The organism is Desulfobaculum sp., from assembly GCF_054921475.1.
In genome coordinates this window covers 1-24,757 of record NZ_JBUDSW010000015.1, presented here as the reverse complement: position 1 = coordinate 24,757, position 24,757 = coordinate 1, and the positions used below count along the sequence as shown (strand labels likewise).

The window sequence follows — 24,757 nt, the reverse complement described above, 5'->3', positions numbered from 1 at the left end:
GGCGGGCTGCACCTGGGCCACCTCGTTGCCGTGCATGTGGCCCTCAAAGGCGGTAAACAGCGAGAAGATGAGCGCTGCGTAGATGCCAACGCGCATGGACTTCTGGAAGAAATCCGTGTGCGAGCCGCGCAGCAAATGCCATGCGCTGATGCCCATGATAAAGAAGCCCGCGACGATGAGCGACGCCGGGATGACGTGGAAGAACTGCATCCACCCAAAGGGGTTGGTGATAACGTCAAGGAAGTTGGCGAGTTCCGCGCGGCCGTTTTGCAGCGTGTAGCCGACGGGGTTCTGCATAAAGCCGTTGGCCAGCAGAATCCACAGGCCCGAAAGATTGGAGGCGATGGCCACAATCCAGATGGCGGCACAGTGCATCTTGGGCGAGAGCTTGTCCCAGCCAAAGACCCACACCGCAATGAACGTGGACTCAAGGAAGAACGCCACCGTGGCCTCAATAGCCAGCAGCGAGCCGAAAATGTCGCCCACATAGGCGGAGTAGCGGGACCAGTTGGTGCCGAACTGGAATTCCAGCGTAATGCCGGTGACGACGCCGAGGGCAAAGTTGATGAGGAACAGCTTGCCCCAGAACTTCGCCATTTTCTTGTACGTCTCGTTGCCGGAGGTGACGTACTTGGTTTCCATCACGGCGACGAGGATGGAAAGCCCCAGCGTCAGCGGGACGAAAATGAAGTGAAACATGGTCGCGGCAGCGAACTGGAGCCGCGAGAGGAACAAAGCATCCATTGTGTGCCCCCTTGGTCGGTGGTTTCCTGCGCCGGTTCAAGAAGCGCCGGAGGTCCGGAGACCCCCGGCGCGTGCGAGACGGATTTAGTCGGCCAGTTTGGCTTTGAGCGCCTTGCCGACGGCGCGGCCCAGTTCAAGGCATTCCTCAAGGGATTCCTTGGCGGGGACGTGCTTGGTCTTCACCGGGTCCACAACGTCAAAGTTCATGGACTCCAGCCATTCGGTGATGGTCTTGACGCATTCGCCGCTCCAGCCGAAGGAGCCGAACGCCGCGCCCACCTTGTTCTGCGGGCGCAGGCCCTTCATGTAGGTGAGCATGTCGGCCACCAGCGGCAGGATGCCGTTGTTGTGCGTGGGGGAGCCCATCAGCACAGCGCCGGACTTAAAGACCTCGGTCATCACTTCGGAGTGGTGGTAGCTCTTCAGGTGCATCAGGCGTACTTCCACGCCCTCGTCCATGAGGCCGTCGGCGATGGCCTTGGCCATCTTTTCCGTGGAGTGCCACATGGTGTCGTATACGATGACGGCGCGGTTCGTGGGCTTTTGCTCGGCAAACTCGCGGTAGGTCTGCATGGCGAACTCCACGTCCTCTTTGCCGCGGAAGATGGCGCCGTGGTCCGGGGCCACCATGTCTACGTCCAGGTCCAGCTCATGCACGCCGTCGAGGGTCTTTTCCACAACGGGGGAGTAAGGCACAACGATGTTGGCGTAGTACTCCATCATGCGGCGCTTCAGGAACCCGCGGTCCAGCTGGTCCGCGTAGCGCTCGGAGGAGGCAATGTTCTGGCCGAAGGCATCGTTGGTGATGAGCAGCTTGTCCTCGGGGATGTAGGACAGCATGGAGTCGGGCCAATGCAGCATGCGGGTTTCCACAAACTGCACGGTGCGCTGACCAAGGGAGATGGACGAGCCGGTCTTCATGGCTTCAATGGGCCAGCCTTCGGGGTGGAAGTGGGCCTCAATGGCGCGCTTGCCCATGGGGGAGCAGAAGATTTTCTCGGGCTTGGCCAGCTCGACGAGGTCGGCAAGCAGGCCGCCGTGGTCGGGCTCCAGATGGTTGGCCACGATGTAGTCGATGTCTTCAATGTTCACGACCTGCGCGAGGGTGGCGAGGAATTCGTCGCGGAATTCGGGCTTTACCGTGTCGAACAGGGTGATTTTTTCGTCTTTGACGAGGTAGGCGTTGTACGTGGTGCCGTGACGGGCAATGGAATAGCCGTGAAAGTCAATGCCGTTCCAATCAACGCAGCCAACCCAGTAGATGTCTTTTTTGATTTCAACCGGTCTCATGATTGTTCTGTCCGTTTCGTTTGTGAGTCTGTGTTTCGCCGCGTGCGCGGCGTCTTCCCTGCGGCCCGGTTTCTCTCTCGCGGGCCTTCCGGGCGTGACGGACACTGCCGCCCCGCCGGGAAGGCCCCCGGCAAGCGGGGGCCATGGATGCTATTCTTTTTCGAAGTCTTCCTTGCCTGCGCCGCAGATGGGGCAGACCCAGTCATCGGGAAGGTCTTCAAAGGCGGTGCCGGGGGCGATGTTGCTATCGGGATCGCCTTCGGCGGGGTCGTACACATAGCCGCACAGGGTGCAAACATACTTGGCCATGAGGGGAATCTCCTTTTGCCGCTGGGGGCTTAGCTCTCGGCCTTCCACAGGCCGTGCAGGTTGCAGTATTCGCGGGCCGTCACGGAGCTGGCGGAAATACAGAAGGTGGCTTCGGGAGCGTCACCGGGCTTCAGGAACTGGCGGTAGGCTTTGCCGTCCGCGATGAGTTCAATCCACTCGATGTAGTGCTTTTCTTCCATGGGGTGGGCCACGTCGCCAACCTTTACCTTATAGCCGTCGGCTGTCTTTTCAATGACAGGCACGTGCTTTTCTTTGGCGGCATCCACGGTGTTTTCAGCGAACTTCTTCATGGGCTCGCCACAGCAGACCAGTTCGCCTGCGCCACCATGCAGCACTTCCACAATGTTTCCACATGCTTCACATTTGTAGACTTCTAATACTTCGGGCATGGTTTCCTCCTGTCTTTTCATTGCAGGTGATTCGCAGTTGGTATTAGGAACCATTAGCGATTAAGATGGCCTTTGACAAGGGGTTTGGGCAGGAATTTTCCAAATTCCTTCGTGATGGCAGGGCATTCCAAATGCGCGCGGTGCGGTGAGGTGCGGCGCTGACTGTGGTGCGCCGTGTTGTGATGTGTTGGCATTGAAATCCCATCATCCCCCTAGGAGTTGGAAGGTAGTCTGCCACAATCTGGGCATTTTTCAAATGCCGAAGAGATGGAACGCCTCGGAAAAAGAGGAAAACCGTCTCTTTAAGGATTCACCAACACTATATACGCAAAAGGTGGGGCTCTATCAACACGCTTTCCTGACAGGAAATGAACATTTGAAAGGACGGAGAGTCGCACGGGATGCCGTGCAGTACTGCTGGGAGGAACTGTGCGCTACCTACGCAGTTGGGGAAAAGTGCCCACATGCTGCATGCGCGTGGTGGTGGGGAACCATGGCATGCAGCATGCGGGCGGCTTGGAGAACTGGACTTATTCGCGGAATTTCTCCACCAAGGTGCTCAGCTGCTTTGCCATGCCCGCCACATCCTGAATGGACGCGTTGGCCGTGGATATGCGCTGGGAGATATCCTGCGACAATTCATTGATGCTGGAGACATTGGCGTTGATTTCATCGCTGGTGGAGGATTGTTGATCCGCCGCTGTGGCAATGGAGCGCACCATGTCCGCTATGGAATCGGATTGGGAGACGATGCGCGTCAGCACGGAGCCCGCGTTGGAGGCCAGGGACTGGGTGTGGGTTGCGCGGTCGCGGGTTTGGTCCATGGCGGAGACGGCGTCGTGGGCGCTGTCCTGAATGCCGCGGATGGCGCCGTCCACCTCGCGGGTGGCCTGCATGGTCTTTTCCGCCAGCTTGCGCACCTCGTCCGCCACCACGGCAAAGCCGCGCCCGGCCTCGCCAGCGCGGGCGGCCTCGATGGCGGCGTTGAGCGCCAGCAGGTTGGTCTGGTCTGCAATGTCATTAATAACGCTCATCACGTGGCCGATGTCCTCGGCGCGTTCGGACAGGCTGCCAAGGCTTTGGGCAAGGCCCTGCGTTGTCTCGGCCATTTGGCGCGTTTCCATGACGGTGTTTTCCACTTCCTGCCCGCCGTCCTTGGCCACGCCGCTGGCAGAGGTTGAGGCCTCGGCGGCGCGCCCGGCGTTTTGGGCAACCTCCAGAACCGTGGCGTTCATTTCCTCCATGGCGGCGGCCACCTGCCCGGTCTGGGCCGAGGTCTGCTCCATGCCGTTCATGAGTTCCTGCATCTGGTGCGCCAGCTGGTCCGCCGAGGCGGTAAGGGCTGTGGCGACCTCGGTGACGTCATCCGCCACGTGGAGCAGGTTCTCGCGCTGGGCGCGGATGCGCTCTTTGTCGGCTTCCTCCTGCGTCAGGTCAATCATGGTGGCGATGGCGCCGACCACGGCGTCGTTGGCGTCCGTGAGGGGCGAAACTTCGTAGTGCAAGGGGTATTGCGCGCCGTCCTGCCCCGTGTAGGTCAGCTGGCCGCTTGCGCTGGCGCCCGTGGCAAGCACGCGGCGCGCCACCTGGGCGTGCTCGGGCGGGCACTGGGCAAAGAGGTCAGACATCTTCCGCCCGGCAATACGCCCCTCTGGCAGGCCGAGGATGCGGCGCATGGGCTCGTTGGTGAAGGTGACGCGTTCGTCCCGGTCCGTGACGATGAGGGGGATGATGATGCCGTGCAGAATGCTTTTGTTGTATTCCAGCTGGTTCTGCACGGTTTGCACCATGACGCGCAGGTTGTCGGACAGCGAGGCGAGTTCGTCGTCGCCGCAGGTGTCGAATTCCGCGTTGTAATCGCCGTCCTTGATGCGGTCGCTGATGTCGGCGATGCAGACCACCTTGGAGATGACCATACGCTTGATGAAGCCAAGAAGCGCCAGCAGCAGGAAGGCCGCTCCCGCGAGGGAGAGGCCGATGGTCATCTTTTCCGCGTTCCACAGGTCCGCAAATTGCGGGCTGACGTCCTGCATGAGCACCATGGACCCGAGGATGGGCTGGGACGCGCCGTGACAGTGGTGACAGCTTGCCTCGTTGGGGATGGAATTGACGGCCACAAAGTAGGGCCGCCCGCCAATGTGCAGCAGTTCGCCCGCTTCCTGCGGGGCTGCAAGGCTGGCGGAAAGCAGGGTTTGGATGTCCTGCTCCGGGCGGATGGTGGCGAGGTCCTTGCGGACGGCCTCTTCATCCGTGGAGTAGGTGATGTTGCCCTTGAAGTTGGTCAGGAAGACGGTGACGTCGCTGTAGCTGTCCGCCACTTTGCGCAGCTGCATCTGCGTGCCCTCGTTGTCGCCGATGGCCATAGGCTCCTCAATGGCGGAGAGCAGGGTGGAGGCGATGCGGGTGGCGGAGTCGTGGATGATGTCCGTGGTGGCGTGGCGGTGCCACGCGGAGTTGGTGACGCCAAGAACGGCAAAGGTAAAGATGGTGATGATGGAGATGGGGACAATGATCTTGAGCCGCAATGATTTGCTGTAGAATCCCATGCCTGCCGACCTCCTTTAATGCGCCCCGCCGTAGAGCATGGGCTTGAAGTTGAACGCGCCGACACGTTCCTCGTTGTGGCAGTGTTCACAGTCCTCAATGCTTAGCGAGCCGTGGATTTGGTCCGGGTCGCCGCCCCATTCCACATGCACGGAGCCGGGGCCGTGGCAGACCTCGCACCCGGCGTGGCCGAGTTCCGGCGTTTCCTCAAAGCTCACGAATCCGCCGGGCTCGCCGTATCCCGTGGTGTGGCAGGCGTAGCAGCCGCGTTCTTCCTCTTCGGTGAGGTCCGACGACATGATTTTGATGCTGTGGGCGGAGGTGGCTTTTTTGGCGTGGCGCATAAAGTTGTCATACTGTTCGGGATGACACTCCGCGCACGCTTTGGAGCCGACGTAGGTCTTCTCCTGTGCGGCCACAGGACGTGTGAACAAGGGGATTAGGGCCACAGACGCAAGAATAAGCGGTGCAACAAGCCGGATTCGCATGGAATTCCCTCCCTCTTAGAGTCCATGTCAGCTGTATTGCGCCTTGGACAACAGATGTCAATATCCCGAGTTGTGACATGGGTTTGGGTGATACGTTGTAAGGCCTGCCACATTTCGATTTTTGCGTGTGCGTGCTGTAATGGTCTTTTTTTGTACAAGGGCATTGTGCATTCTATTGAGGACATAGGCGCGGCGCGCTGGGCGCAAAAAAAAGACCGGAAAGGCTGAGCCTTTCCGGTCCGTGTGTTCTGGTTGGGAGCGCTGACGCTACTTGGCGTAGCCCACGGCGCGGCGTTCGCGGATACAGGTCACGCGAATCTGGCCGGGGTAGGTGAGGTTCTCCTCAATCTTCTGGGAGATGTCCTTACACAGCAGGTAGGTCTTGTCGTCGTCGATGCGCTCGGAATCGACCATGACGCGGATTTCGCGTCCGGCCTGAATGGCGTAAGCCTTGGAGACGCCCTCGAAGCTGGTGGCGATGCCTTCCAGCTCTTCAAGGCGCTTCACGTAGTTTTCCAGCAGCTCTTTACGCGCGCCGGGGCGTGCGCCGGAGAGGCTGTCCGCAGCCTGGACGAGGACGGCCAGCACCGTGGTGGGGGCGGTGTCCTCGTGGTGGGCGGCGATGGAGTGGATGATGTCCTTGCCCTCGCCGTATTTCTTGGCGAGGTCCGCGCCGATGAGGGCGTGGGGACCTTCCACTTCGTGGTCCACGGCTTTGCCGATGTCGTGCAGCAGGCCGGCGCGCTTGGCCTTTTTGGCGTCCAGACCAAGCTCTGCGGCCATGATGCCGCACAGGGAGGCCACTTCCAGAGAGTGCTGGAGCACATTCTGGGAGAAGCTGGTGCGGTACTGGAGCTGGCCCAGCAGACGGACGACATCGGGATGGATGCCGTGCACGCCCACGTCGAAGGTCGCCTGCTCGCCAATTTCGCGGAGCTTGACGTCCATTTCCTGTTCCACTTTCTTCACCACGTCCTCAATGCGGGCCGGATGGATGCGGCCGTCGCTGATGAGGCGTTCCAGTGCCAGCTTGGCGACCTGGCGACGCAAGGGGGAGAAGGCGGAAAGGACGACGGTTTCGGGGGTGTCGTCAATGATGAGGTCCACGCCCGTTGCGGCTTCCAGCGCACGGATGTTGCGGCCTTCGCGGCCGATGATGCGGCCCTTCATATCTTCGCTGGGCAGGGTGACGGCGGCGACGGTCTGCTCGTTGACGAAGTCGCCGGAATACCGCTGGATGGCGGTGGCGAGGATTTCTTTGGCTTTGCGGTCGCCGGTTTCTTTGGCTTCCATCTCAATCTGACGGACGCGCTTGGCGGCCTCGTGCCTCGTCTGGGATTCAATTTCACCCATGAGGCGTTCTTTGGCTTCTTCAGCTGTCAGGCCGGAGATTTCCTCCAGCTTGGTCATCTGCTGTCCTTCCAGTTCCTCGATGTGCTCCTGACGGTTGGTCAGCTTGCGTTCGAGGCGGGAGAGACGCTTTTCCATGGCGACGAGTTCGGATTCCTTGCGGTTGGATTCCTCTACGCGGCGCTCAAGGCGTTCTTCCTTGTCCTGGTTGCGGGATTCACGTTTTTTGAGGTCGCGTTCAACGTCTTTGAACTCGCCCTCCATTTCTTTTTTCAGGCGGAGGATTTCGTCCTGCGCTTGGAGCATGTACTCCTTGCGCTGGGCCTGTCCTTCCTTACGGGCCTCGTCGAGGATGCGGTCGGCGAGGTCCTTGGCGCCTGCCAGCCGCTTCGATGAGATGTAATTGTGCAGGACATAGCCTGCTGAGGCCCCTAATACCGCGCCGACAATTGCGGCGAACAATATTGCCAAACTCATGGCACTCTCCTTTTATGCGCTACGGGTTGCCGCAAACCCGATATACTTCGGCAGGGCTTCTGCTCCTGCCAGCGGCGAGGGGTGAAGAGCGATACATCGGAAGTGAGCGGCCGGAGGCAGCCGCGGCTGGAAGACCCGCAAGGGGCCATGAGGAAAGGCGGGGCAGGCGTGTTAAGGGTTGATCCTGTAAGCGTTCATGCCGGGTTAAGGTATTCTCCCACAACCAAGAATGTATATATCTACCCCGGGGCGCCGTGTTGGGAACTCTTTTGAACCTTGCAAAGCAAGGTGGGTGCTGCTGTACCTGCCGTCAGGCTCCCCGTCTTGCGGGTGTGCACACGGGCAGGCCTTAAAGCTGCTCCCGTTTTAGAAGTGTTGGCTCAAAAATTGTTCCTCAATCACAAACCCCCCAGGGAGATACGCAAGTATGACGCCCGTTAATCAGGTCCCGCCATTATCGATCTTATCGAGAAGATCGGAAAGTTTTCCATCCAGCTCTTCTAGTTTCCGGTTGCTCTGGAGCAGGTCGTCTGCCAGCCCAAGAGCCAGGAATGTCAACAGCTTCTCTTTGCTCAGTCGTCTACCGTGCTGCGTGATTTCCCGGTACCGTTCCTCAAGAAGCTCCTTTGCCTTGAGAACTCGGGTATGGTCAGCCTTTGCCCTGAAGGAAACTTCCAAATCAAGGACAGAAAGAGTGTAACTCGGCATATGTAGATATTCCGCCTATTCAGTCTCTGACTGAAGTTTTTCCAGCAGATTGTCTATCTTGGCGAGGACGTCTCTCTTTCCGGCCCGTTCGCGCTCGAGTTCGTCGCGCAGAGCTCGGTTTTCGCTTTCAAGCTCTCGTTTGCCACCATCGAGCTCCCGCCGAAGACGCCGGTTTTCCTCCTCCAGAACCCGGTTCTTGGCAAGCATGGAATCGATTCGGGCTTCCAACTGGCTCAGTGCATCCATAGGCGAAATTTCTACCCTGTTCAGATAGTAAAATCAAGAAATGTGTTACTTCCTTCTTGGAAGTTCGCGTTGTTTTGCGCGGGTGATGCCTATGGTATTTTCTTTGACGTTTCGCGTAATTACCGAGCCTGCGCCGACAAGTGCGCCTTTGCCGATGGTTACGGGGGCCACGAGGGCGGTGTTGCTGCCGATGAAGGCGTCGTCCTCAATGACGGTTTTGAACTTGTTCACGCCGTCGTAGTTGCAGGTGATGGTGCCTGCGCCGATGTTGGCGCCTGTGCCCACTTCGGTGTCGCCAAGATAGGTCAAATGGCTGGCTTTTGAGCCGGGGCCGAGGGTGGCCTTTTTCATCTCCACGAAGTTGCCGACCTTGGCCTCGTCGCACACCAGCGCGCCGGGGCGCAGGCGGGCGTAGGGGCCGATGTGGCAACGCGCCTGCACGGTGGCCTGTTCAAGGTGCGAAAAGGGCAGCACGGAGGAGTCCTCGCCGATGTGGCTGTCGTGCATCCACACGTTGGAGGCGACGCTTGCGCCTGCGGCAATGGTGCTTTCGCCAAGGATTTCACAGGGGCCGCAGATCTCGCTGCCCGGGGCAACGCTGGCGCGTGGGCCAATGGTCACGGCGTCCGGGCGGCGGATGAGCACGCCTTCGTCCAGCAGGCCGTCCACGATGCGCTTTCGCAGAAGTTCCTCGGAGCGCACAAGCTCGGCTGGGCTGTTCACGCCCAAAAGGTGCGGGTCACTGCCGCCGTTGATGCCCTGTACGGTCAGCCCTTCGGCCACGGCCAGCGCCACAAGGTCGGTGATGTAGAACTCGCCGCTGGCGTTCTTGTTGGTCAGGCGGCTGAGGAGCGGGCCGATGGTCGCGGTGTTCAGCCAGTAGATGCCCGCGTTGATTTCATGCACTTCGCCGCCGTGGTCCTCGGGGCGGAAGTCCTTGGCCTCGATGATGGCGGCAACCGTGCCGTCCGCGCCGCGCGTGACGCGGCCATATGCGCCGGGGTCGTCGAGGGTCAGGGTCAAAAAGGCAATGTCCGCATTCTGGGCGATGGATTCGTCCATGAGGGCGCGCAGGCTGGCGGCGGGAATGAGCGGCGTATCGCCGTTGGCGACCAGCACGGCGTCCAGCCCCGCACCGGTGATGGCGTCCCACGCCTCCTGCACGGCGTGCCCCGTACCCAGCTGCTGCTCCTGCACAATGAACGCGTCCTCCCCAAGGTGCGAAAAGGCCGCGCGCACGTCGCCTGCGCCGTGGCCGATGACGGTCCACAGTCCGGACAGGGGCAGGGTGGACAGGGCGCTGTGGACGTACCACAGCATGGGCTCGCCAAGAATGGTGTGCAGAACTTTGGGCGTATTGGAGCGCATTCTGGTGCCCTTTCCGGCGGCGAGGACCAGTGCGCCTGCGTTCACGGTGCGTTGGGACATATGTTTCATTCCTTGGGATTGCTGTGCGTGGTGCATGCGGCGGCCTGCGGCGCGTCCGCCCACAGCCGCTTAGCGTGGCGGCGGCGGTGTTGTCCAGTATCTGTACCAGTCTTTATGGTCGCTGCGGGGCCGTGTCGGGGCAGGGCGAAGCCTACGGCGCGGGAACGCCCTCCAGCTCAAGGAGGGCGCGCTTGAGGTCCACGCCCGCGGCGTAGCCGCCAAGGCCGCTTGTGCTCAGCACGCGGTGGCAGGGCACCAGCAGCAGCCATGGATTGCGGCCCATGACCTGCCCCACGGCGCGGGCGCTGTTGGGCGAGCCTGCCATGTCCGCAAGTTCCTTGTAGGTGACGGTGTGGCCGTGGGGGACCTCGCGCCGCAGGGTGGCAAGGACGCGGCGGGTGAAGGCCGGAAGCTTGTGTTCGGCAAGGGGCAGGTCCGGCCACGTGACCGAACGGCCCAGAACATAGTTTGCCAGCACGCGCTGCACCGCACTGCCCGCAGCGGACAGCTTGAGCGATGGCGTTGTGGTTTCGCTCCACGACAGGGCGGAACCTGTGAGCAGCGCGCCGGACCACGTCAGCGTGAGGGCAAGGGGACCGGCGGTGAGGGTTTCCGTTTGTGTTGTCATGCAAACAGTCCTTGTGGGTAGGGGACGTCGTGCTCAAACCACTCCGGCATGGGGCGGTCCGGGGCAAGGGCGCGCCCCTGCCATGTGTCCAGCCGCGCAAGGGCGGTGGTAACGCCGTTCATGGTGGGTCGCTTCATGGCCGCCCATTCGGGCGCGACAAGCTGGCCGGATTCCGGGTCCGAGACAATACGGTGGACCACGATTTCCGGGCGCAGATGCTCAAGGGCGAAGACCACGGCTTCAATGTACTCCCCACGCGAGGGAAGAGGAAAGGGCGAAGTGCGCCACATGTCCTCAAGGGGGGTGCCCGGGCAGATAAAGAGGTTATGGAGCTTGATGCCGTGGATGGGCAGAGCGTTGACGTAGTCCACACTGGCAAGGAAATCGTCCTCGTCCTCACCGGGCAGGCCCATAATGAGGTGGGCGCAGACCTTGAGGCCGCGCTCTGCCGCGGCGCGGGTGGCGGCGGCGAAGTCCTCGGCGGTGTGCCCGCGGTTGATGCGGGCGAGGGTGTCGTTCCGCGCGGTTTGCAGGCCAAGGTCCAGCCAGATTTCCTCAATGGGCTGGTTGGCCAGCAGGTCCAGCTTGGCGTCGTCAAGGCAGTCCGGACGCGTGCCGATGCACAGCCCCGCCAGCTGCGGCAGGGGCGTGATGCGTTCCAGGGTGGCGCGCAGGTGCTCTATGGGGCCGTAGGTATTGGAATAGGACTGCAAATACGCCAAAAAAAGGTGCGCGCCGTATTTGTCGCCCAGCTGGGTGCGCCATTTATCCCACTGCGCCGCAAGGTCCGCCCCGCTGGCCAAAAGTCCGGTGCCCGCGCCCTTGGCGTCGCAAAAGGCGCACCCGCGTGTGGACAGGCTTCCGTCGCGGTTGGGGCAGGTGAATCCCGCGTCCAGCGGGATTTTGTGGACGCGCCCGCCAAAGCGGCGCTTGAGGTAGGCCGAGAGGCCATGGAAACGGTTCATAAATATGTATCCGGGAGAATTTAGTGTGGACCCCTTGCCTGATGACAGTGGTTTGTATACTAACTCAGAGTGACGTTGCGGGCTGGAGCACACCCAGGTTCCAGCCTTCCGAAATTCCACGAATTCATTGACCCAAGAGAGTGTTTATGTCCAGAATCTTGGATACGGTTCTCGGATTTTTCTCCAATGATCTCGCGATAGACTTGGGCACAGCCAATACTTGCGTTTACGTCAAGGGGCAGGGCATTGTGCTGCGCGAACCCTCCGTCGTTGCCGTCAAACAGGACAGCAAGGGCGGCAAGAAGGTTCTCGCCGTCGGGCTCGAAGCCAAGCAGATGCTCGGGCGTACCCCGGCAAACATCGTCGCCATCCGGCCGATGAAAGATGGCGTCATCGCCGATTTCGAGATCACCGAGGCCATGCTGCGGCATTTTATCACCAAGGTGCACAACAGCCGCCGTCTGGTGCGGCCGCGCATTATCATCTGCGTGCCCACGGGCATTACGCAGGTGGAAAAGCGCGCCGTGAAGGAATCCGCCGAAAGCGCGGGTGCACGCGAGGTGTACCTCATTGAGGAACCCATGGCCGCGGCCATTGGCGCGGACCTGCCCATCACCGAGCCCACCTCCAACATGGTTGTGGACATCGGCGGCGGCACCACCGAGGTCGCCGTCATCTCGCTGTCCGGCATCGTCTATTCCAAGTCCGTCCGCGTTGGCGGCGACAAGATGGACGAGGCGATCATGCAGTATGTGAAGCGCAAGTACAACATGCTCATCGGCGAGAGCACGTCCGAGACCATCAAAATTCAGGCGGGCAGCGCCTACCCCTCGTCCCACGAGGTGGAAATGTCGGTCAAGGGCCGGGACCTCGTCTCCGGTATTCCGCAGAATATCACCATCACGTCCGAAGAGGTGCGCAAGGCCATTGCCGAACAGGTGGACGCCATTGTTCAGGCCTGCCGCATCGCCCTTGAGCAGACGCCCCCCGAACTGGCCGCGGATATCGTGGACCGGGGCATTGTGCTCACCGGCGGCGGCGCGCTGCTGAAGGGACTGGACCAGCTCCTGCGGGAGGAGACCGGACTGCCCATCACCGTTGTGGACGATCCGTTGTCGACTGTTGTGCTGGGGTCCGGCCGTGCGCTCGACAATCTGGACGTCCTCAAGGAGGTCACGATCGATTAACCTCCGATCGCGAAAAGGGGCCATCGGTGCCCTGCTCCTTATCCTGTTCCTGTACCTGAGTCTGTTTACGTGGAATCTGCGTACGGGAGGACTGGACGCCATTTCCGGCCACACGGGTCTGGAGTTCGTCGGCTGGGTGCTCAAGCCCGGCCAGTGGACCGTGGACAAGGCCACAACGCTCTGGCGCGACTACGTCTACCTTGTGGACGTGCGCGAAGAGAACGAGCAGCTTCAGACCCGGGTGGGCCAGCTCAAGCTGGAACTGGCAAAAGTGCAAGAAGACGCCGCCGAGGCCCAGCGCCTCAGGCGGCTCATGTCGTTTGCTCCGGTTCCCGGCTGGTCGCGGCAGGGCGTGCGCGTTATTGCGCACCGTCTTGGCCCCGGCGCCGTGCTGGATACCCTCACCGTGGACAAAGGCTCCTCAACGGGCGTGGACCAAAACGACCCCGTCTGCACCGAGGACGGCGTCATGGGCCGCGTCCTGCGCCGCGGGCTGACCACGGCTACCGTCCTGCTCATCACCGACATCAACAGCAAATTGCCCGTTCTTGGCTCCAAAAGCCGCGTCAGCGGCGTTTTGTGCGGCCGAAGCGACGAAGGCATGCTGGAAGTGCGATACGTGCCGCAGAACGCCCCCCTTGCCGTTGGCGAGGTGCTGTTGACCTCCGGGCTGGCGGGCATCTTCCCCAAGGGATTGCCCGTGGCGCGGGTGGTGGGCGTTGAGCGCTCGGACATTTCGCTGTTTCTGACCGTGCGGGCCAAACCGCTGGTGGACCTGCGCAATGTCGAGGAGGCGCTCATTCTGCATCAGGAGGCCGTTGTCTCCGAATCCGGGCCAAGCAAGGCGAAATAGGAACCCCACATGCATCCGCTCCTTTGGTGGACACTCTTTACCGTTGCGGGAATCTGGCTGCAGCGTCTGGTTCCCGGCGTGGATTTTCTGGCCCCGGGCCTCGTTATCCTCATGCAGGAGCGCGAGGTCCGCGTTGCCGCGTGGCTGACCTGCATCTGGATTCTGGTGCAGGAGGGCACGGGCGGTATGGCCTTTGGCTCCGCGCTGCTGTGGTACGCCGCCCTTGGCGCGCTGTTTTGGGCGGGGCGCTGGCTGTTCGAGTCCACCAACCTCTTGTTTGTCATGCTCATTGGCATCGCCATGGGCGTGTGGCACGTGGGCCTCTTTGAACTGATGGCCCAATTGCAGGACCTGTCCGTCTCCACTCCCCGCCTCATGACCGAGGGGCTGTTGCAGGCCGGTATTTTCTTCATCGAGTGGGCTTTTGCCTACGCCATCTACAAAAATTGGGTCCGCCATGGCACCAACGCACTTTGAACCGGAAGGCCAAGCGCCACCGCGCACCGGTCTCATCCTGCTGCAGTGCCTGATATGGGGCCTGTTCTGCCTCTTTGCCCTGCGCTTTTGGTACCTGCAGGTGCACAAGGGCGCCGAGTTCGCCCAGAAGGCGCGCGACAACCAGCTGCGACAGGAATATCTGCACGCGCCGCGCGGCCTCATCCGCGACCGTAGCGGCACCCTTGTGGCCGTCAACGAACCCGCCTACGCCCTCGGCCTCATCCGCGAGGATGTCCGCGATATCGAGTCCACGCTGGACCAAATCAGCGCGTGGACCGGTGTGGAACGCGCCGACCTCGAAAAGAAATTCAAGAAGGGCCGCCGGCGGGTGAAGCCCTTTGAGCCGCTCATCCTTGTCCCGGACCTGCCCTTTGAGCAGTTGGCCCGCATTGAGGCCAATGCCCTGTTTTGGCCGGGGCTGGAGATTGTGGTCCGCCCGCGCCGGTTTTATCCGCAGGGCGCGCTACTCTCGCATGTGCTGGGCTACGTGGCCGAAGCCAACGAGGACGAACTGGAAAAAGACCCGTCTCTGAGCCTTGGCGACAACGTGGGCAAGGGCGGTCTGGAATATATGCTGGAGGACCGTCTGCGCGGCGAGAAGGGCCTTCGTCAGCTTGAGGTGGACGCCACCGGACGGCGCCTGAACCAGCATACCCTGCGTCCGCCGCAGGCGGGCGAGGACCTGACGCTGTCCATTGACCTTGGCCTGCAAAAGCGCTGCTCGGACATGCTGGAGGGCAAGGCCGGGGCCATCGTGGTCATGGAGCCGGACTCCGGCGAAATCCGGGCCTTTGTCAGTCAGCCGAGCTTTGACGCCAACTGGTTCGTGACCGGGCTGTCCAACAAACAGTGGGCCAGCCTGCGCGATAATCCCATGCATCCCCTGCAAAACCGTGTGGTCCAGAGCACCTATCCCCCCGGTTCGGTCTTCAAGCTGGTGGTGGGCGGCGCTGTGCTGGCCGAGGGCATCGACCCCAAGGAAGAGGTCTACTGCCCGGGCTTTATGAAGCTTGGCCGCCGCGTGTTCCGCTGCTGGCGGAAATGGGGCCATGGCAATACAGATTTCATGAAGGGCCTCGTCAAGTCCTGCGACGTCTACTACTACGAGATGGGCAACCGCCTTGGCGTGGACAAGCTCAGCGCCTTCTCCATGGCCTGCGGCTTTGGTGAGAAGACGGGCATCCGCCTGCCTCACGAAAAGTCCGGCCTCATCCCCACGCGGGAGTGGAAGCGCCGCCGCTTTGGCGAGTCGTGGCAGGGCGGCGAGACGTTGAACATGGCCATCGGGCAGGGCTACACCCTTGTGACGCCCCTGCAGGTGGCGCGTTTTATCGGCGCACTCCTCAATGGCGGCGACATCCTGCGGCCCAAGCTCATCGCCGGTGGCGAACCGGAAAAGCTGGGGCATCTGCCCCTGTCCGACGAGCACCGCGAGCTGCTGGTCAAGGCCATGGTGGAGACCGTGAACACCGGCACAGCGCGGCGCCTGAAGCGCCGTGACGCCGTTATGGGCGGCAAGACCGGCACCGCACAGGTGGTACGGCTCAAGCTCAAAAAGGGCGACAAGCGCCGCAAGCTGGAGGAGATGCCCTACGAGGAACGCGACCACGCATGGCTGGCGTCCTTCGGCGAAAAGGACGGCAAGACCTATGTCGCCGTTTGTATGGTGGAGCATGGCGGACACGGTGGCTCCGCCGCCGGGCCAATCCTCAAAAGCGTCTACCAATACCTTTTCGGGAAGAAGAAATGACCCCCATTGACCGCCGCATCCTGCTGCATATCAACTGGTCCCTCTTGGGACTGACGGTTTTGCTGTTCGCCGTGGGCGTGCTGAATCTGTATTCGGCCAGCGGGTTTCGCATGGAGGGCGGGCTGTCCGTCAACCCGTTCTACAAAAAGCAGTTCCTGTGGGGAATGATGGGCTTTGGCGGCATGCTGTTCTTTATGCTGTTCGACTACCGCCACCTCAAGACGCTGGCGTGGCCTATGTTCTGGGTGACGGTGCTCTTGCTGTTGTGCGTGCCCTTTTTCGGCAAAACCATTTACGGCGCGCGCCGCTGGCTGGACCTTGGGTTCTTTAACCTCCAGCCCAGTGAGGTCGCCAAGATTTCCATCCTGCTCATCGGGGCCAAGATTCTGTCCAAAGGCCAGCTGCCCCTTGGGTGGCTGCGGCTGTTTGCCGTCATTGCCGTGGGCATGCTCCCTGCGGGGCTTGTGATACTGCAGCCGGACCTTGGGTCGGGACTGTCTGTCCTGCTCTTGCTGGGCGGCCTTGTGCTGTATCGCGGTGTGGAGATGCGCGTGTTCAAGACACTGGTCATCATGGGGCCAATCCTGATGCCTTTGTCGTGGTTCGTTTTGCACGACTACCAAAAGCAGCGCATTTTGACGTTCCTTAATCCGGGACGCGACCCCCTTGGTGCGGGCTATCATATTATCCAATCGCAGATAGCCATCGGCTCGGGCCGACTGTGGGGCAAGGGCTTTTTGGGCGGCACACAGAGTCAGCTGCGTTTTCTTCCCGAGAAGCATACAGACTTTGCCATCGCCGTTTTTGGCGAGGAATGGGGCTTTATCGGGTGTATTATTCTCCTTTCCCTTTTCTGCCTCTTCCTGTATCAAATTTACCTCACGGCGCATGACGCGAAGGACCGTTTCGGCAGCTTTCTCGCCGCTGGGGTCTTTTTCTATTTTTTCTGGCAGATACTCATCAACATGGGGATGGTGCTTGGCCTGATGCCGGTTGTGGGCATTCCGTTGCCGTTCATCAGTTACGGCGGCAGCGCCACAGTGGTGAATCTGTGCCTCATAGGCCTTGTGTTGAACGTTTCCATGCGCAGGTTCGTGTTCAAGCGCGGATAGCCGCGCGAAAGCCGAACGCGGCCTGCTGTGAACCTTCGTGATCGGGAGCGACTCATGGCGCGCGACGAGATCAATGCCTTTCTTGGCAGCGGGACCACCTACCAGGGGCGCCTGGAGTTCAAAGGTTCCGTCCGTATTGACGGCAAATTCAATGGCGAAGTGGAGTCCGAAGGCACCCTCGTCATCGGAAAGGACGCACGCGTGGAAGGAACCATCCACGTCGGCCAGCTTATCGTAAGCGGCAAAGTGCAGGGAGAAGTGCGCGCCACCGGCAAGGTTGTTTTGCACAAAACGGCCAACGTCGACGGCAGCATGGCCACCCCTGTGCTCATGATGGAAGAAGGTGCGGTAATGGAAGGCAGCATCAGCATGGGCACCAAGAAGGCCGCCCCCAATGCAGAGGCTGGTAAAAACGCCGCCGATGCCCGCCAGACGGGCTCTTCTGCATCCTCCAAACCGTCCCTTGCAGTAACGAAATAGCGCCCGAGAATGTGCTTTTTTTCTCGAGTTGCAGGCGCCTCTGAAAAGCCGCCGCAAAGCCGGTGGTTTATAAAAAAGTTTTGACAGGTCGCTGGAAATTGGCTAAAGGCCGTTTGACTTTGCTCAATAATTCACAACCTCCGAGAGGGCGCGTATGATTGATCTCGATATCACCTTTTTTATTCAGTTTGTGAACTTCGTGGTCACGTTGGTCGTTCTTAACTTTCTTCTCGTCCGTCCCATCCGTGAGATCATCAGAAAGCGTAATGATCGGATGGCCGGATACCTTGAGGACGCCGAAGGCTTCAACGAGACCGCGGAGCAGAAGTTGAAGAACTATTCCGCCGCCCTCGACGAGGCCCGCCGCAACGGCGTGGATATCCGCAGCAACCTCCGCGAAGAGGGTGTTGCCGAGGAGAAGGGCATCATTGAGGCCGCCAACGGCAAAGCCGCCACCGCGCTCAAGGCCGAGCGTGACGCCGTCGCCGCAGAGGTGAAGTCCTGCATGGACGACCTCAAGGCTCAGGTGGATGGCATGGCTGGCAAAGTTGTGGCCAAGGTGCTCGGCTAGTTCCGCGCACAAGGCGAAGCCGTACGGGTTTCGCCTTCTCGTTTTTTGCTTAAGCCAAAGAACCGGATGGAAAGGAGGGTTTCGCGTTGAAAGGGCTCAAACGAATCGTGCCGGCTTTGCTGCTCGTACTGGCAGTGGCATCGGTCGCTTATGCGTCCGAGGCTGGCGGCGCGCACGGGGGGCACGGGCCGAACTGGAAAGACTTCGGACTTCGTGTCGTCAACTTTATCATCTTTGCCGGCATCATCTACAAGTTCGCCGGAAAGAAGATCGCCGAAATCTTCGGTGGCCGCCGCAAACAGATCGAGACCCAGCTGGCCGACTTGGCAGAACGTCGCGAAGATGCCGAGAAAAAGCTGGCTGAGGTCGAGAAGAACATCGCCAACATCGAGCAGGAACGCGAGGCCATCCTGGCCGAGTTCCGTGCGCAGGGCGAAACGCTCAAGGCATCCATCATTGAGGGTGCTAAGGAAAGCGCAGAGAAGATCACCGCCCAGGCCAAGCTCACTGCCGAGCAGGAACGCCGGACCGCCGTTCAGGATGTTCGCGCCGAAGTGGCAGAGCTGGTCGTTGACGCCGCTGAAAGGCTCCTGGCGGAGAAGCTCTCTGCCGATGAGCACAACAAGCTGATCAACGATTCATTAACGAAGGTGGTGCTCAATTGATTGCTGATATCGTAGCACGCAGGTACGCCCGTGCGCTGTTCTCCATAGGACAGCAAAAGGGCGATGCCGAGATCGAGGCATACGGCAAGGACCTGGCCGAATTCGCCTCCGCGATGAAGAACACGCCGGAGCTCGTTAAGATCTTCCGCAACCCCATCTTCACCGTTGAGGAAAAGAAGGCCATCGTGGAGAAGATTCTGTCTAAGCTGGATCCCAATCCTACCGCCAGGAATTTCCTCTTCCTGCTGGCAGACAAGGACCGCCTGTCCATTCTGCCGGAAATCGAAGCCTACTTTGGCGCTCTGCTCGATGAAGCCAAGGGCGTGGTGCGTGGCGAACTCGTCACCGCCGTCGCACTCGAGGACGCACGGCAGAAGGAAGTCCGCAAGGAACTCGCCGAGCAGCTCGGCAAAGAGCTTGTGCTGGACTTCGATACCAACGCCGACATCCTCGGCGGTGTGGTGCTTAAGGTGGGTGACAAGATTTTGGATGCTAGCTTGCGCGCTCAGCTTCACGGTATGAAAGAACAGATCAAAAGGGGTGAGTAGGGCCATGCAGATCAAAGCTGAAGAAATCAGTAAAATCATTGAGGATTCGATTTCTAATTACGAATCCAAGGTGGAGATGACCGAAACCGGCACGGTTCTCTATGTCGGTGACGGAATCGCCAGAGTCCACGGCGTGGAAAACGCCATGGCCATGGAGCTTCTGGAGTTCCCCGGTGGCCTGATGGGCATGACGCTGAACCTTGAAGAAGACAGTGTGGGTGTGGCCCTTCTCGGCGACGACACCGGCATCAAGGAAGGCGACCCCGTCAAGCGTACCGGCAAGATCTTCTCCGTGCCCGTCGGCGACGCCGTTATGGGCCGCGTTATCGACCCGCTGGGTCAGCCCATCGACGGTCTGGGTCCCATCGAGTCCAATGAAATCCGTCCGGTGGAGCTGAAGGCTCCGGGCATCATCGCCCGTAAGTCCGTTCACGAGCCGATGTACACTGGCCTCAAGGCCATTGACGGCATGACCCCCATCGGCCGCGGTCAGCGTGAGCTGATCATTGGCGACCGCCAGACCGGTAAGACCGCTGTCTGCATCGACGCCATCCTGGCCCAGAAGAACTCCGATGTGCACTGCATCTACGTTGCCATCGGCCAGAAGAAGGCTTCCGTGGCCCTCGTTGCCGACGTCCTGCGCAAGCACGGCGCCCTCGAGTACACCACCATCATTTCGGCCACCGCTTCCGAGCCGGCACCGCTCCAGTTCATCGCCGCCTACACCGGCGCGACCATGGGCGAGTACTACCGCAACAACGGCAAGCACTGCCTCATCGTGTACGATGACCTGTCCAAGCAGGCTACCGCGTACCGCCAGATGTCCCTGCTGCTTCGCCGTCCTCCGGGACGTGAGGCCTTCCCCGGTGACGTCTTCTACCTCCACTCCCGTCTGCTGGAACGTGCCGCGAAGGTGAACGACGATCTGGGCGCCGGTTCCATGACCGCTCTGCCCATCATCGAAACCCAGGCCGGTGACGTGTCCGCCTACATCCCGACCAACGTTATCTCCATTACCGACGGTCAGGTGTACCTGGAGCCGAACCTCTTCAACGCTGGTGTCCGTCCGGCCATTAACGTTGGTCTGTCCGTCTCCCGCGTTGGTGGCGCCGCGCAGATCAAGGCCATGAAGCAGGTTGCCGGTACCATGCGTCTGGAAATGGCTCAGTACCGCGAGCTGGCCGCCTTCGCGCAGTTCGGTTCCGACCTCGACAAGGGCACCCAGCAGAAGCTGAACCGGGGCGCCCGTCTGGTGGAACTGCTCAAGCAGCCCCAGTACCAGCCGCAGCCTGTTGAAGAGCAGATTGTGTCCATGTTTATGGCGACCCGTGGCTTCATGGATGATGTCCCTGTTGAGTCTGTTGCAAAGTGCGAGACCGAGCTGCTCGACTTTATGCGCAACTCCAAGGCCGACATCCTTGAGGGCATTAGGACCAAGGAAGTCATCGACGACGAAATCGACGGCAAGCTCCGTGCTGCTATCGAAGAGTTTAAGAAGAACTTTCAGGCTTAATACTTGAGGAGGTCATGACATGCCTTCACTCAAGGATGTCCAACTGAAGATAACCGGGGTCAAGAAGACCAAGCAGATCACCAAGGCCATGAATATGGTGGCCTCGGCGAAGATGCGCAGCGCTCAGGATCGCATTGAGCGCTTCCGCCCCTACGCCGACAAGTTCTACGAGATGCTTGGTGACCTCGCGGCTGGTGTGGATACCGACGCGCATCCGCTCCTTGAAGTCCGCGAAGAAATCAAAACCTCGGCAATCGTCCTGATTACCTCCGACCGCGGCCTGTGTGGCAGCTTCAACACCAACCTCATCAAGAGGGCGCTGAAGCTGGCCGAGCAGAAAGCTGCGGAGGGGAAGACCGTAAAGTTCTATTGCATCGGCAAGAAGGGACGCGACGCTGTCGCCAAGTCCGACTTCGAAATGCCTCTGGGCCTGCCCGATGCCATGAGCCACTACGACTTCACCCTGGCGAATCAGGTCGGAATGCAGGTCATCGACGGCTACCTCTCCGGTGAACTGGACGAAGTGACCGTCGTTTACGGCAAGTTCATTAATATGGTGAAGCAGGATCCGGTGGCGCTGGATATCCTCCCCATCGAGGCCGGCGAGGCCGAAGAGGTGGAAGAGGACTCCGGTGCGGAGTACATCTACGAGCCCGAAGTCGAAGGACTTCTGGCCGAGTTGCTGCCCCGTTTTATCAAGGTCCAGATCTATCGCGGGCTGCTTGACACCTCTGCTTCCGAGCATGCTGCACGCATGACCGCCATGGACAACGCCACAAGGGCTTGCGACGACTTGGTCGACTCCCTCACGCTCGTCTACAACAAGACGCGTCAGGCGGTTATCACCACGGAGCTTATGGATATTGTCAGCGGCGCAGAAGCGCTGAATGGATAAGAAGGGGGCATTATTGCTATGAGTGCTAACGGAAAAATCGTTCAGGTAATCGGCGCCGTTGTTGACGTCGAATTCCCCGCGGGTCAGTTGCCGAATATTCTGACCGCGCTTGAAATCTCAAATCCGAATAACGTCGATGCGCCCGACCTCGTGGTCGAGGTTGCCCAGCACCTCGGCGACAACGTCTGCCGCTGCATCGCCATGGACGCCACCGAAGGCCTCCAGCGTGGCATGGCAGTCGTGAACACCGGCGCACCTATCCAGGTGCCCGTCGGTTCCGGCTCCCTCGGCCGTATCATGAACGTCGTGGGCCGCCCCGTGGACGAAATGGGTGACGTCAAAGCTGACAAGAAGCTCCCCATTCACCGCGCCGCTCCGACTTTCACCGAGCAGAGCACCGACATCGAAGTGCTCGAAACCGGCATCAAGGTCGTCGACCTGCTCATCCCCTTCCCCAAGGGTGGTAAGATGGGCCTCTTCGGCGGCGCCGGTGTTGGCAAGACCGTTATCCTCATGGAGATGATTAACAACATCGCCAAGCAGCACGGTGGTATCTCCGTGTTCGCCGGTGTTGGTGAGCGTACCCGTGAAGGTAACGACCTCTACCACGAAATGAAGGACGCTGGCGTTCTGGAGAAAGCCGCGCTCATCTACGGTCAGATGAACGAACCTCCGGGAGCCCGTGCCCGTGTCGCGCTCACCGCGCTGACCTGTGCGGAATACTTCCGTGATGAAGAAGGCCAGGACGTGCTCCTCTTCATCGACAACATCTTCCGCTTCACCCAGGCCGGTTCCGAGGTGTCCGCACTTCTCGGCCGCATGCCTTCCGCTGTTGGTTACCAGCCCACGCTCGGTACTGACCTCGGTGGCCTGCAGGAACGTATTACCTCGACGGTTAAGGGCTCCATTACCTCCGTCCAGGCCGTTTACGTCCCCGCTGACGACTTGACTGACCCCGCGCCGGCAACGACCTTCTCGCACCTTGACGGTACCCTCGTTCTGTCCCGTCAGATTGCCGAGCTGGGCATCTACCCCGCGGTGGACCCGCTTGACTCCACCTCCCGTATCTTGGACCCCAACGTCCTGGGTGCCGAGCACTATCAGACCGCTCGTGAGGTGCAGGAGATTCTGCAGAAGTACAAGGACCTTGGCGACATCATCGCCATCCTTGGTATGGATGAGCTCTCCGACGAAGACAAGCTCACCGTCGCACGCGCTCGTAAAATCCAGCGCTTCCTCTCTCAGCCTTTCCATGTGGCTGAGGTGTTCACCGGTACCCCCGGCGAATACGTTAAGCTCGAGGACACCATCCGTGGCTTCCGCGAGATTCTCGAGGGCAAGCACGACGACATGAATGAAAACGACTTCTACATGGTCGGTGGCATTGAAATGGCTCTGGAGAAGGCTAAGGCCCGTCAGGCCCAGGGCTAAGTCCTGGTTAACAGGAGGAAGCTATGGCCAAGTCGCTGCATCTTGAGATTGTCACCCCGGACAGACTCGTCCTCAGCCAGGACGTGGAGTACGTGGGAGCCCCCGGTTACGAGGGCGAATTCGGCATCATGCCGAACCACGTGCCGTTCCTGTCCGCACTGAAGATTGGCAATCTGTACTATAAGGAAAACGGCAAGACGTACTACGTCTTCGTCGCTGGAGGCTTCGCAGAAGTCTCCGCTAATAAAGTCACCATCCTCGCTGAAGTGGCCGAAAAAGCCGCTGAAATCGACATCGAGCGCGCCCGCAAGGCACGTGAACGTGCCGAACAGCGCCTCGCACAGCAGCAGGAAAAAATCGACAACGCTCGGGTTCAGGCTGCCCTGGCTCGCGCCCTCGCGCGACTCAATTGCCAGGAACACGCTTCCAGCGCCGGAACCAAAGCGTCCTAAGCGATCGTAACCCATCGCTGTACTGCCCCGAAACAAAGGCGGACCACCCCAAAAGGTGGTCCGCCTTTCGTTTTGCCTCACCTGCCAAGAGGGCGAAAGAATTGTGCCTCCGGCGCCTTGACCTCCTCGGTCGTTTGGCCTGAAGGGATGAAGGGCCTTCGAGATCACGATAGCAGAGCTGTTAGGGAAATATTTTCCTTAACGATCCTTAGGATTTTTGGAGCAGAAGCCGTTCCAAAAATAGGGTGGTGGGCAACCTGTGCCGCCAGAACCTGTTACCTCTGTTCCCGGACAGATGTGTTACCCATGTTTCGGATTGTACAGCTGAACGTGGGCTGAGGTGGGAGAGTGGGTTCTGTGTGCGTACGGGGGGCTTGTGTGTCGTGGAGCCGCGTGTTCAGAAGGAGAAGGGATAAAACGTTTCCGCCCATGTGTTGGTGATTAAGGCTAATTGTTATGGAGCGCTTGATTGACGGTCTGAGGCGACTTGTGCTTTGAGGTCGTTCGGCCTGAAAGGCTGTAGAGAGATAAGGAGCAGAGCAGGTTACGGAACGAAGGTGAATTTTCTATACAATCCTTAGGTCTTTTCGAGCGGAAGCCGCTCCAAAAATAGGGGGGAGGGGGCCGGGGCTGGCTTGTGGTGGGAGTGTGGCTTCTGTGTATGCGTACGGGGGCTTGTGTTTTTGGGAAGGTAAGTTTTTTTCGGTGTTGTCGTAAGAGTGGGGAGAGGTGTTGTCGGCCCGGATGGAGGATTCGAGTACAGCCTTTCGTTTTCCTCGCTTTGAAGGTGAATGCGTTTTGTGGCGGTCTTCCTCTCCACGTGCCATCGGATTCCTCAGACTTCGTCTCTGCACTGCAGGATACCGCTCTCCAATCCGTACTCCATGCCCCTTTGCCTTCTGTTCTTCCAGTGACAGGGATTCTCACCGCTTAACCACACCACCAAGCCCCCCCCAAAAAAAACGCTTTATATAACCCCACCGCCCACCTCAGCGCCTCCGCCCCGCATCCCCGCCCCTCCACGTTCCATCCCATGCCCCGAAAGCCGTCAGGGGTGCCGCCACGCTTGTTCCTGTGGCGCCCGTCGTGACCGCACGTGGGATTCTTAAGGGCAACGCCCTTAAGCCTGCGGAGTACATCGCGTTCTGCGCCACCCCACCGCCCACCTCAGCGCCTCCGCCCCGCATCCCCGCCCCACGTTCCAACCCATGCCCC

The 24,757-nt window shown here is 60.2% G+C and carries 25 protein-coding genes and 1 other RNA gene; 13 read left to right on the top strand and 13 right to left on the bottom strand.

Annotated elements, in window-relative coordinates; all coding sequences use genetic code 11:
* The 13 genes from ACY69P_RS01940 to mnmL form a co-directional block, all read right to left on the bottom strand.
* On the bottom strand, nt 1–744 hold a 744-nt coding region (locus ACY69P_RS01940), incomplete at its 3' end, for a cytochrome ubiquinol oxidase subunit I (RefSeq protein WP_462326391.1).
* A gap of 84 nt (nt 745–828) precedes the next feature.
* A complete protein-coding gene (locus ACY69P_RS01935) occupies nt 829–2,034 on the bottom strand; it encodes an FprA family A-type flavoprotein (RefSeq protein ID WP_462326390.1) in 1,206 nt (401 codons plus the stop codon).
* 150 nt (nt 2,035–2,184) lie between these two features.
* On the bottom strand, nt 2,185–2,343 hold the full coding sequence (gene rd / locus ACY69P_RS01930) for a rubredoxin (protein ID WP_404843896.1): 159 nt from the start codon (nt 2,341–2,343) through the stop codon (nt 2,185–2,187).
* 29 nt (nt 2,344–2,372) lie between these two features.
* Nucleotides 2,373–2,753, bottom strand: a complete 381-nt coding sequence (locus ACY69P_RS01925) for a desulfoferrodoxin (protein WP_404843895.1) — start codon at nt 2,751–2,753, stop codon at nt 2,373–2,375.
* Between the two features lie 530 nt (nt 2,754–3,283).
* Nucleotides 3,284–5,299, bottom strand: a complete 2,016-nt coding sequence (locus ACY69P_RS01920) for a methyl-accepting chemotaxis protein (protein ID WP_462326389.1) — start codon at nt 5,297–5,299, stop codon at nt 3,284–3,286.
* Nucleotides 5,300–5,314: 15 nt separating this feature from the next.
* Nucleotides 5,315–5,785, bottom strand: a complete 471-nt coding sequence (locus tag ACY69P_RS01915) for a cytochrome c family protein (RefSeq protein ID WP_462326388.1) — start codon at nt 5,783–5,785, stop codon at nt 5,315–5,317.
* A 267-nt stretch (nt 5,786–6,052) separates the two neighbouring features.
* Nucleotides 6,053–7,612, bottom strand: a complete 1,560-nt coding sequence (gene rny / locus ACY69P_RS01910; RefSeq protein WP_404843892.1) for a ribonuclease Y — start codon at nt 7,610–7,612, stop codon at nt 6,053–6,055.
* A 237-nt stretch (nt 7,613–7,849) separates the two neighbouring features.
* Nucleotides 7,850–8,031, bottom strand: a non-coding RNA gene (gene ssrS / locus ACY69P_RS01905) — 6S RNA.
* Between the two features lie 22 nt (nt 8,032–8,053).
* The gene (gene zapA, locus ACY69P_RS01900; RefSeq protein ID WP_404843891.1) at nt 8,054–8,320 is read right to left on the bottom strand and encodes a cell division protein ZapA; all 267 of its coding nucleotides are present in this window, start codon (nt 8,318–8,320) and stop codon (nt 8,054–8,056) included.
* 15 nt (nt 8,321–8,335) lie between these two features.
* A complete protein-coding gene (gene zapB, locus ACY69P_RS01895) occupies nt 8,336–8,566 on the bottom strand; it encodes a cell division protein ZapB (protein ID WP_404843890.1) in 231 nt (76 codons plus the stop codon).
* 45 nt (nt 8,567–8,611) lie between these two features.
* On the bottom strand, nt 8,612–9,994 hold the full coding sequence (glmU, locus tag ACY69P_RS01890) for a bifunctional UDP-N-acetylglucosamine diphosphorylase/glucosamine-1-phosphate N-acetyltransferase GlmU (protein WP_462326387.1): 1,383 nt from the start codon (nt 9,992–9,994) through the stop codon (nt 8,612–8,614).
* A 151-nt stretch (nt 9,995–10,145) separates the two neighbouring features.
* The gene (locus ACY69P_RS01885) at nt 10,146–10,622 is read right to left on the bottom strand and encodes a methylated-DNA--[protein]-cysteine S-methyltransferase (protein WP_462326386.1); all 477 of its coding nucleotides are present in this window, start codon (nt 10,620–10,622) and stop codon (nt 10,146–10,148) included.
* Entirely contained in the window at nt 10,619–11,587 is a 969-nt protein-coding gene (gene mnmL, locus ACY69P_RS01880) for a tRNA modification radical SAM protein MnmL/YtqA (protein ID WP_462326385.1), read from the bottom strand. Before mnmL ends, ACY69P_RS01885 begins: the two co-directional genes overlap by 4 nt.
* Nucleotides 11,588–11,733: 146 nt before the next feature.
* Between mnmL and ACY69P_RS01875 the strand changes: the two genes are divergently transcribed.
* The 13 genes from ACY69P_RS01875 to ACY69P_RS01815 all read left to right on the top strand — a co-directional run bounded on the left by ACY69P_RS01875 (nt 11,734) and on the right by ACY69P_RS01815 (nt 23,542).
* Nucleotides 11,734–12,774, top strand: coding sequence for a rod shape-determining protein (locus ACY69P_RS01875; protein WP_404843886.1), 1,041 nt, complete (start codon nt 11,734–11,736; stop codon nt 12,772–12,774).
* Nucleotides 12,728–13,627 (top strand): rod shape-determining protein MreC, encoded by a 900-nt coding sequence (gene mreC / locus ACY69P_RS01870; protein WP_462326384.1) that lies wholly within the window; start codon nt 12,728–12,730, stop codon nt 13,625–13,627. Before ACY69P_RS01875 ends, mreC begins: the two co-directional genes overlap by 47 nt.
* A 9-nt stretch (nt 13,628–13,636) precedes the next feature.
* Nucleotides 13,637–14,104: a hypothetical protein gene (locus ACY69P_RS01865; RefSeq protein ID WP_462326383.1), complete on the top strand. Its 468-nt coding sequence runs from the start codon at nt 13,637–13,639 to the stop codon at nt 14,102–14,104.
* Entirely contained in the window at nt 14,085–15,875 is a 1,791-nt protein-coding gene (mrdA, locus tag ACY69P_RS01860) for a penicillin-binding protein 2 (protein ID WP_462326382.1), read from the top strand. The genes ACY69P_RS01865 and mrdA overlap by 20 nt, the downstream gene beginning before the upstream one ends.
* Nucleotides 15,872–16,987, top strand: coding sequence for a rod shape-determining protein RodA (rodA, locus tag ACY69P_RS01855; RefSeq protein WP_404843882.1), 1,116 nt, complete (start codon nt 15,872–15,874; stop codon nt 16,985–16,987). Before mrdA ends, rodA begins: the two co-directional genes overlap by 4 nt.
* Nucleotides 16,988–17,041: 54 nt before the next feature.
* Nucleotides 17,042–17,467: a bactofilin family protein gene (locus ACY69P_RS01850; protein ID WP_459900383.1), complete on the top strand. Its 426-nt coding sequence runs from the start codon at nt 17,042–17,044 to the stop codon at nt 17,465–17,467.
* Between the two features lie 154 nt (nt 17,468–17,621).
* Entirely contained in the window at nt 17,622–18,038 is a 417-nt protein-coding gene (locus tag ACY69P_RS01845) for an ATP synthase F0 subunit B (RefSeq protein WP_459900385.1), read from the top strand.
* An 86-nt stretch (nt 18,039–18,124) separates the two neighbouring features.
* Complete coding sequence (atpF, locus tag ACY69P_RS01840; protein WP_404843879.1) at nt 18,125–18,703, top strand: F0F1 ATP synthase subunit B; 579 nt, start codon at nt 18,125–18,127, stop codon at nt 18,701–18,703.
* Nucleotides 18,700–19,251 (top strand): F0F1 ATP synthase subunit delta, encoded by a 552-nt coding sequence (locus ACY69P_RS01835; RefSeq protein WP_404843878.1) that lies wholly within the window; start codon nt 18,700–18,702, stop codon nt 19,249–19,251. The genes atpF and ACY69P_RS01835 overlap by 4 nt, the downstream gene beginning before the upstream one ends.
* Nucleotides 19,252–19,255: 4 nt before the next feature.
* The gene (gene atpA, locus ACY69P_RS01830; RefSeq protein ID WP_459900388.1) at nt 19,256–20,764 is read left to right on the top strand and encodes a F0F1 ATP synthase subunit alpha; all 1,509 of its coding nucleotides are present in this window, start codon (nt 19,256–19,258) and stop codon (nt 20,762–20,764) included.
* A 19-nt stretch (nt 20,765–20,783) separates the two neighbouring features.
* The gene (locus ACY69P_RS01825) at nt 20,784–21,659 is read left to right on the top strand and encodes a F0F1 ATP synthase subunit gamma (protein ID WP_404843876.1); all 876 of its coding nucleotides are present in this window, start codon (nt 20,784–20,786) and stop codon (nt 21,657–21,659) included.
* A gap of 18 nt (nt 21,660–21,677) precedes the next feature.
* A complete protein-coding gene (gene atpD, locus ACY69P_RS01820) occupies nt 21,678–23,090 on the top strand; it encodes a F0F1 ATP synthase subunit beta (protein ID WP_459900390.1) in 1,413 nt (470 codons plus the stop codon).
* A 23-nt stretch (nt 23,091–23,113) separates the two neighbouring features.
* Nucleotides 23,114–23,542, top strand: coding sequence for a F0F1 ATP synthase subunit epsilon (locus ACY69P_RS01815; protein ID WP_404843874.1), 429 nt, complete (start codon nt 23,114–23,116; stop codon nt 23,540–23,542).
* The last annotated feature ends 1,215 nt before the right edge of the window (nt 23,543–24,757 follow it).

Coding starts and splice junctions, on each gene's coding strand:
- ACY69P_RS01885 (WP_462326386.1), bottom strand. CDS start 10,622: ATGACAACACAAACGGAAACCCTCACCGCCGGTCCCCTTGCCCTCACG.
- rodA (WP_404843882.1), top strand. CDS start 15,872: ATGACCCCCATTGACCGCCGCATCCTGCTGCATATCAACTGGTCCCTC.
- ACY69P_RS01845 (WP_459900385.1), top strand. CDS start 17,622: ATGATTGATCTCGATATCACCTTTTTTATTCAGTTTGTGAACTTCGTG.
- ACY69P_RS01935 (WP_462326390.1), bottom strand. CDS start 2,034: ATGAGACCGGTTGAAATCAAAAAAGACATCTACTGGGTTGGCTGCGTT.
- rny (WP_404843892.1), bottom strand. CDS start 7,612: ATGAGTTTGGCAATATTGTTCGCCGCAATTGTCGGCGCGGTATTAGGG.
- glmU (WP_462326387.1), bottom strand. CDS start 9,994: ATGTCCCAACGCACCGTGAACGCAGGCGCACTGGTCCTCGCCGCCGGA.
- ACY69P_RS01815 (WP_404843874.1), top strand. CDS start 23,114: ATGGCCAAGTCGCTGCATCTTGAGATTGTCACCCCGGACAGACTCGTC.
- mrdA (WP_462326382.1), top strand. CDS start 14,085: ATGGCACCAACGCACTTTGAACCGGAAGGCCAAGCGCCACCGCGCACC.
- ACY69P_RS01875 (WP_404843886.1), top strand. CDS start 11,734: ATGTCCAGAATCTTGGATACGGTTCTCGGATTTTTCTCCAATGATCTC.
- zapA (WP_404843891.1), bottom strand. CDS start 8,320: ATGCCGAGTTACACTCTTTCTGTCCTTGATTTGGAAGTTTCCTTCAGG.
- atpA (WP_459900388.1), top strand. CDS start 19,256: ATGCAGATCAAAGCTGAAGAAATCAGTAAAATCATTGAGGATTCGATT.
- mnmL (WP_462326385.1), bottom strand. CDS start 11,587: ATGAACCGTTTCCATGGCCTCTCGGCCTACCTCAAGCGCCGCTTTGGC.
- zapB (WP_404843890.1), bottom strand. CDS start 8,566: ATGGATGCACTGAGCCAGTTGGAAGCCCGAATCGATTCCATGCTTGCC.
- atpD (WP_459900390.1), top strand. CDS start 21,678: ATGAGTGCTAACGGAAAAATCGTTCAGGTAATCGGCGCCGTTGTTGAC.
- ACY69P_RS01865 (WP_462326383.1), top strand. CDS start 13,637: ATGCATCCGCTCCTTTGGTGGACACTCTTTACCGTTGCGGGAATCTGG.
- ACY69P_RS01825 (WP_404843876.1), top strand. CDS start 20,784: ATGCCTTCACTCAAGGATGTCCAACTGAAGATAACCGGGGTCAAGAAG.
- ACY69P_RS01915 (WP_462326388.1), bottom strand. CDS start 5,785: ATGCGAATCCGGCTTGTTGCACCGCTTATTCTTGCGTCTGTGGCCCTA.
- ACY69P_RS01925 (WP_404843895.1), bottom strand. CDS start 2,753: ATGCCCGAAGTATTAGAAGTCTACAAATGTGAAGCATGTGGAAACATT.
- ACY69P_RS01850 (WP_459900383.1), top strand. CDS start 17,042: ATGGCGCGCGACGAGATCAATGCCTTTCTTGGCAGCGGGACCACCTAC.
- ACY69P_RS01920 (WP_462326389.1), bottom strand. CDS start 5,299: ATGGGATTCTACAGCAAATCATTGCGGCTCAAGATCATTGTCCCCATC.
- rd (WP_404843896.1), bottom strand. CDS start 2,343: ATGGCCAAGTATGTTTGCACCCTGTGCGGCTATGTGTACGACCCCGCC.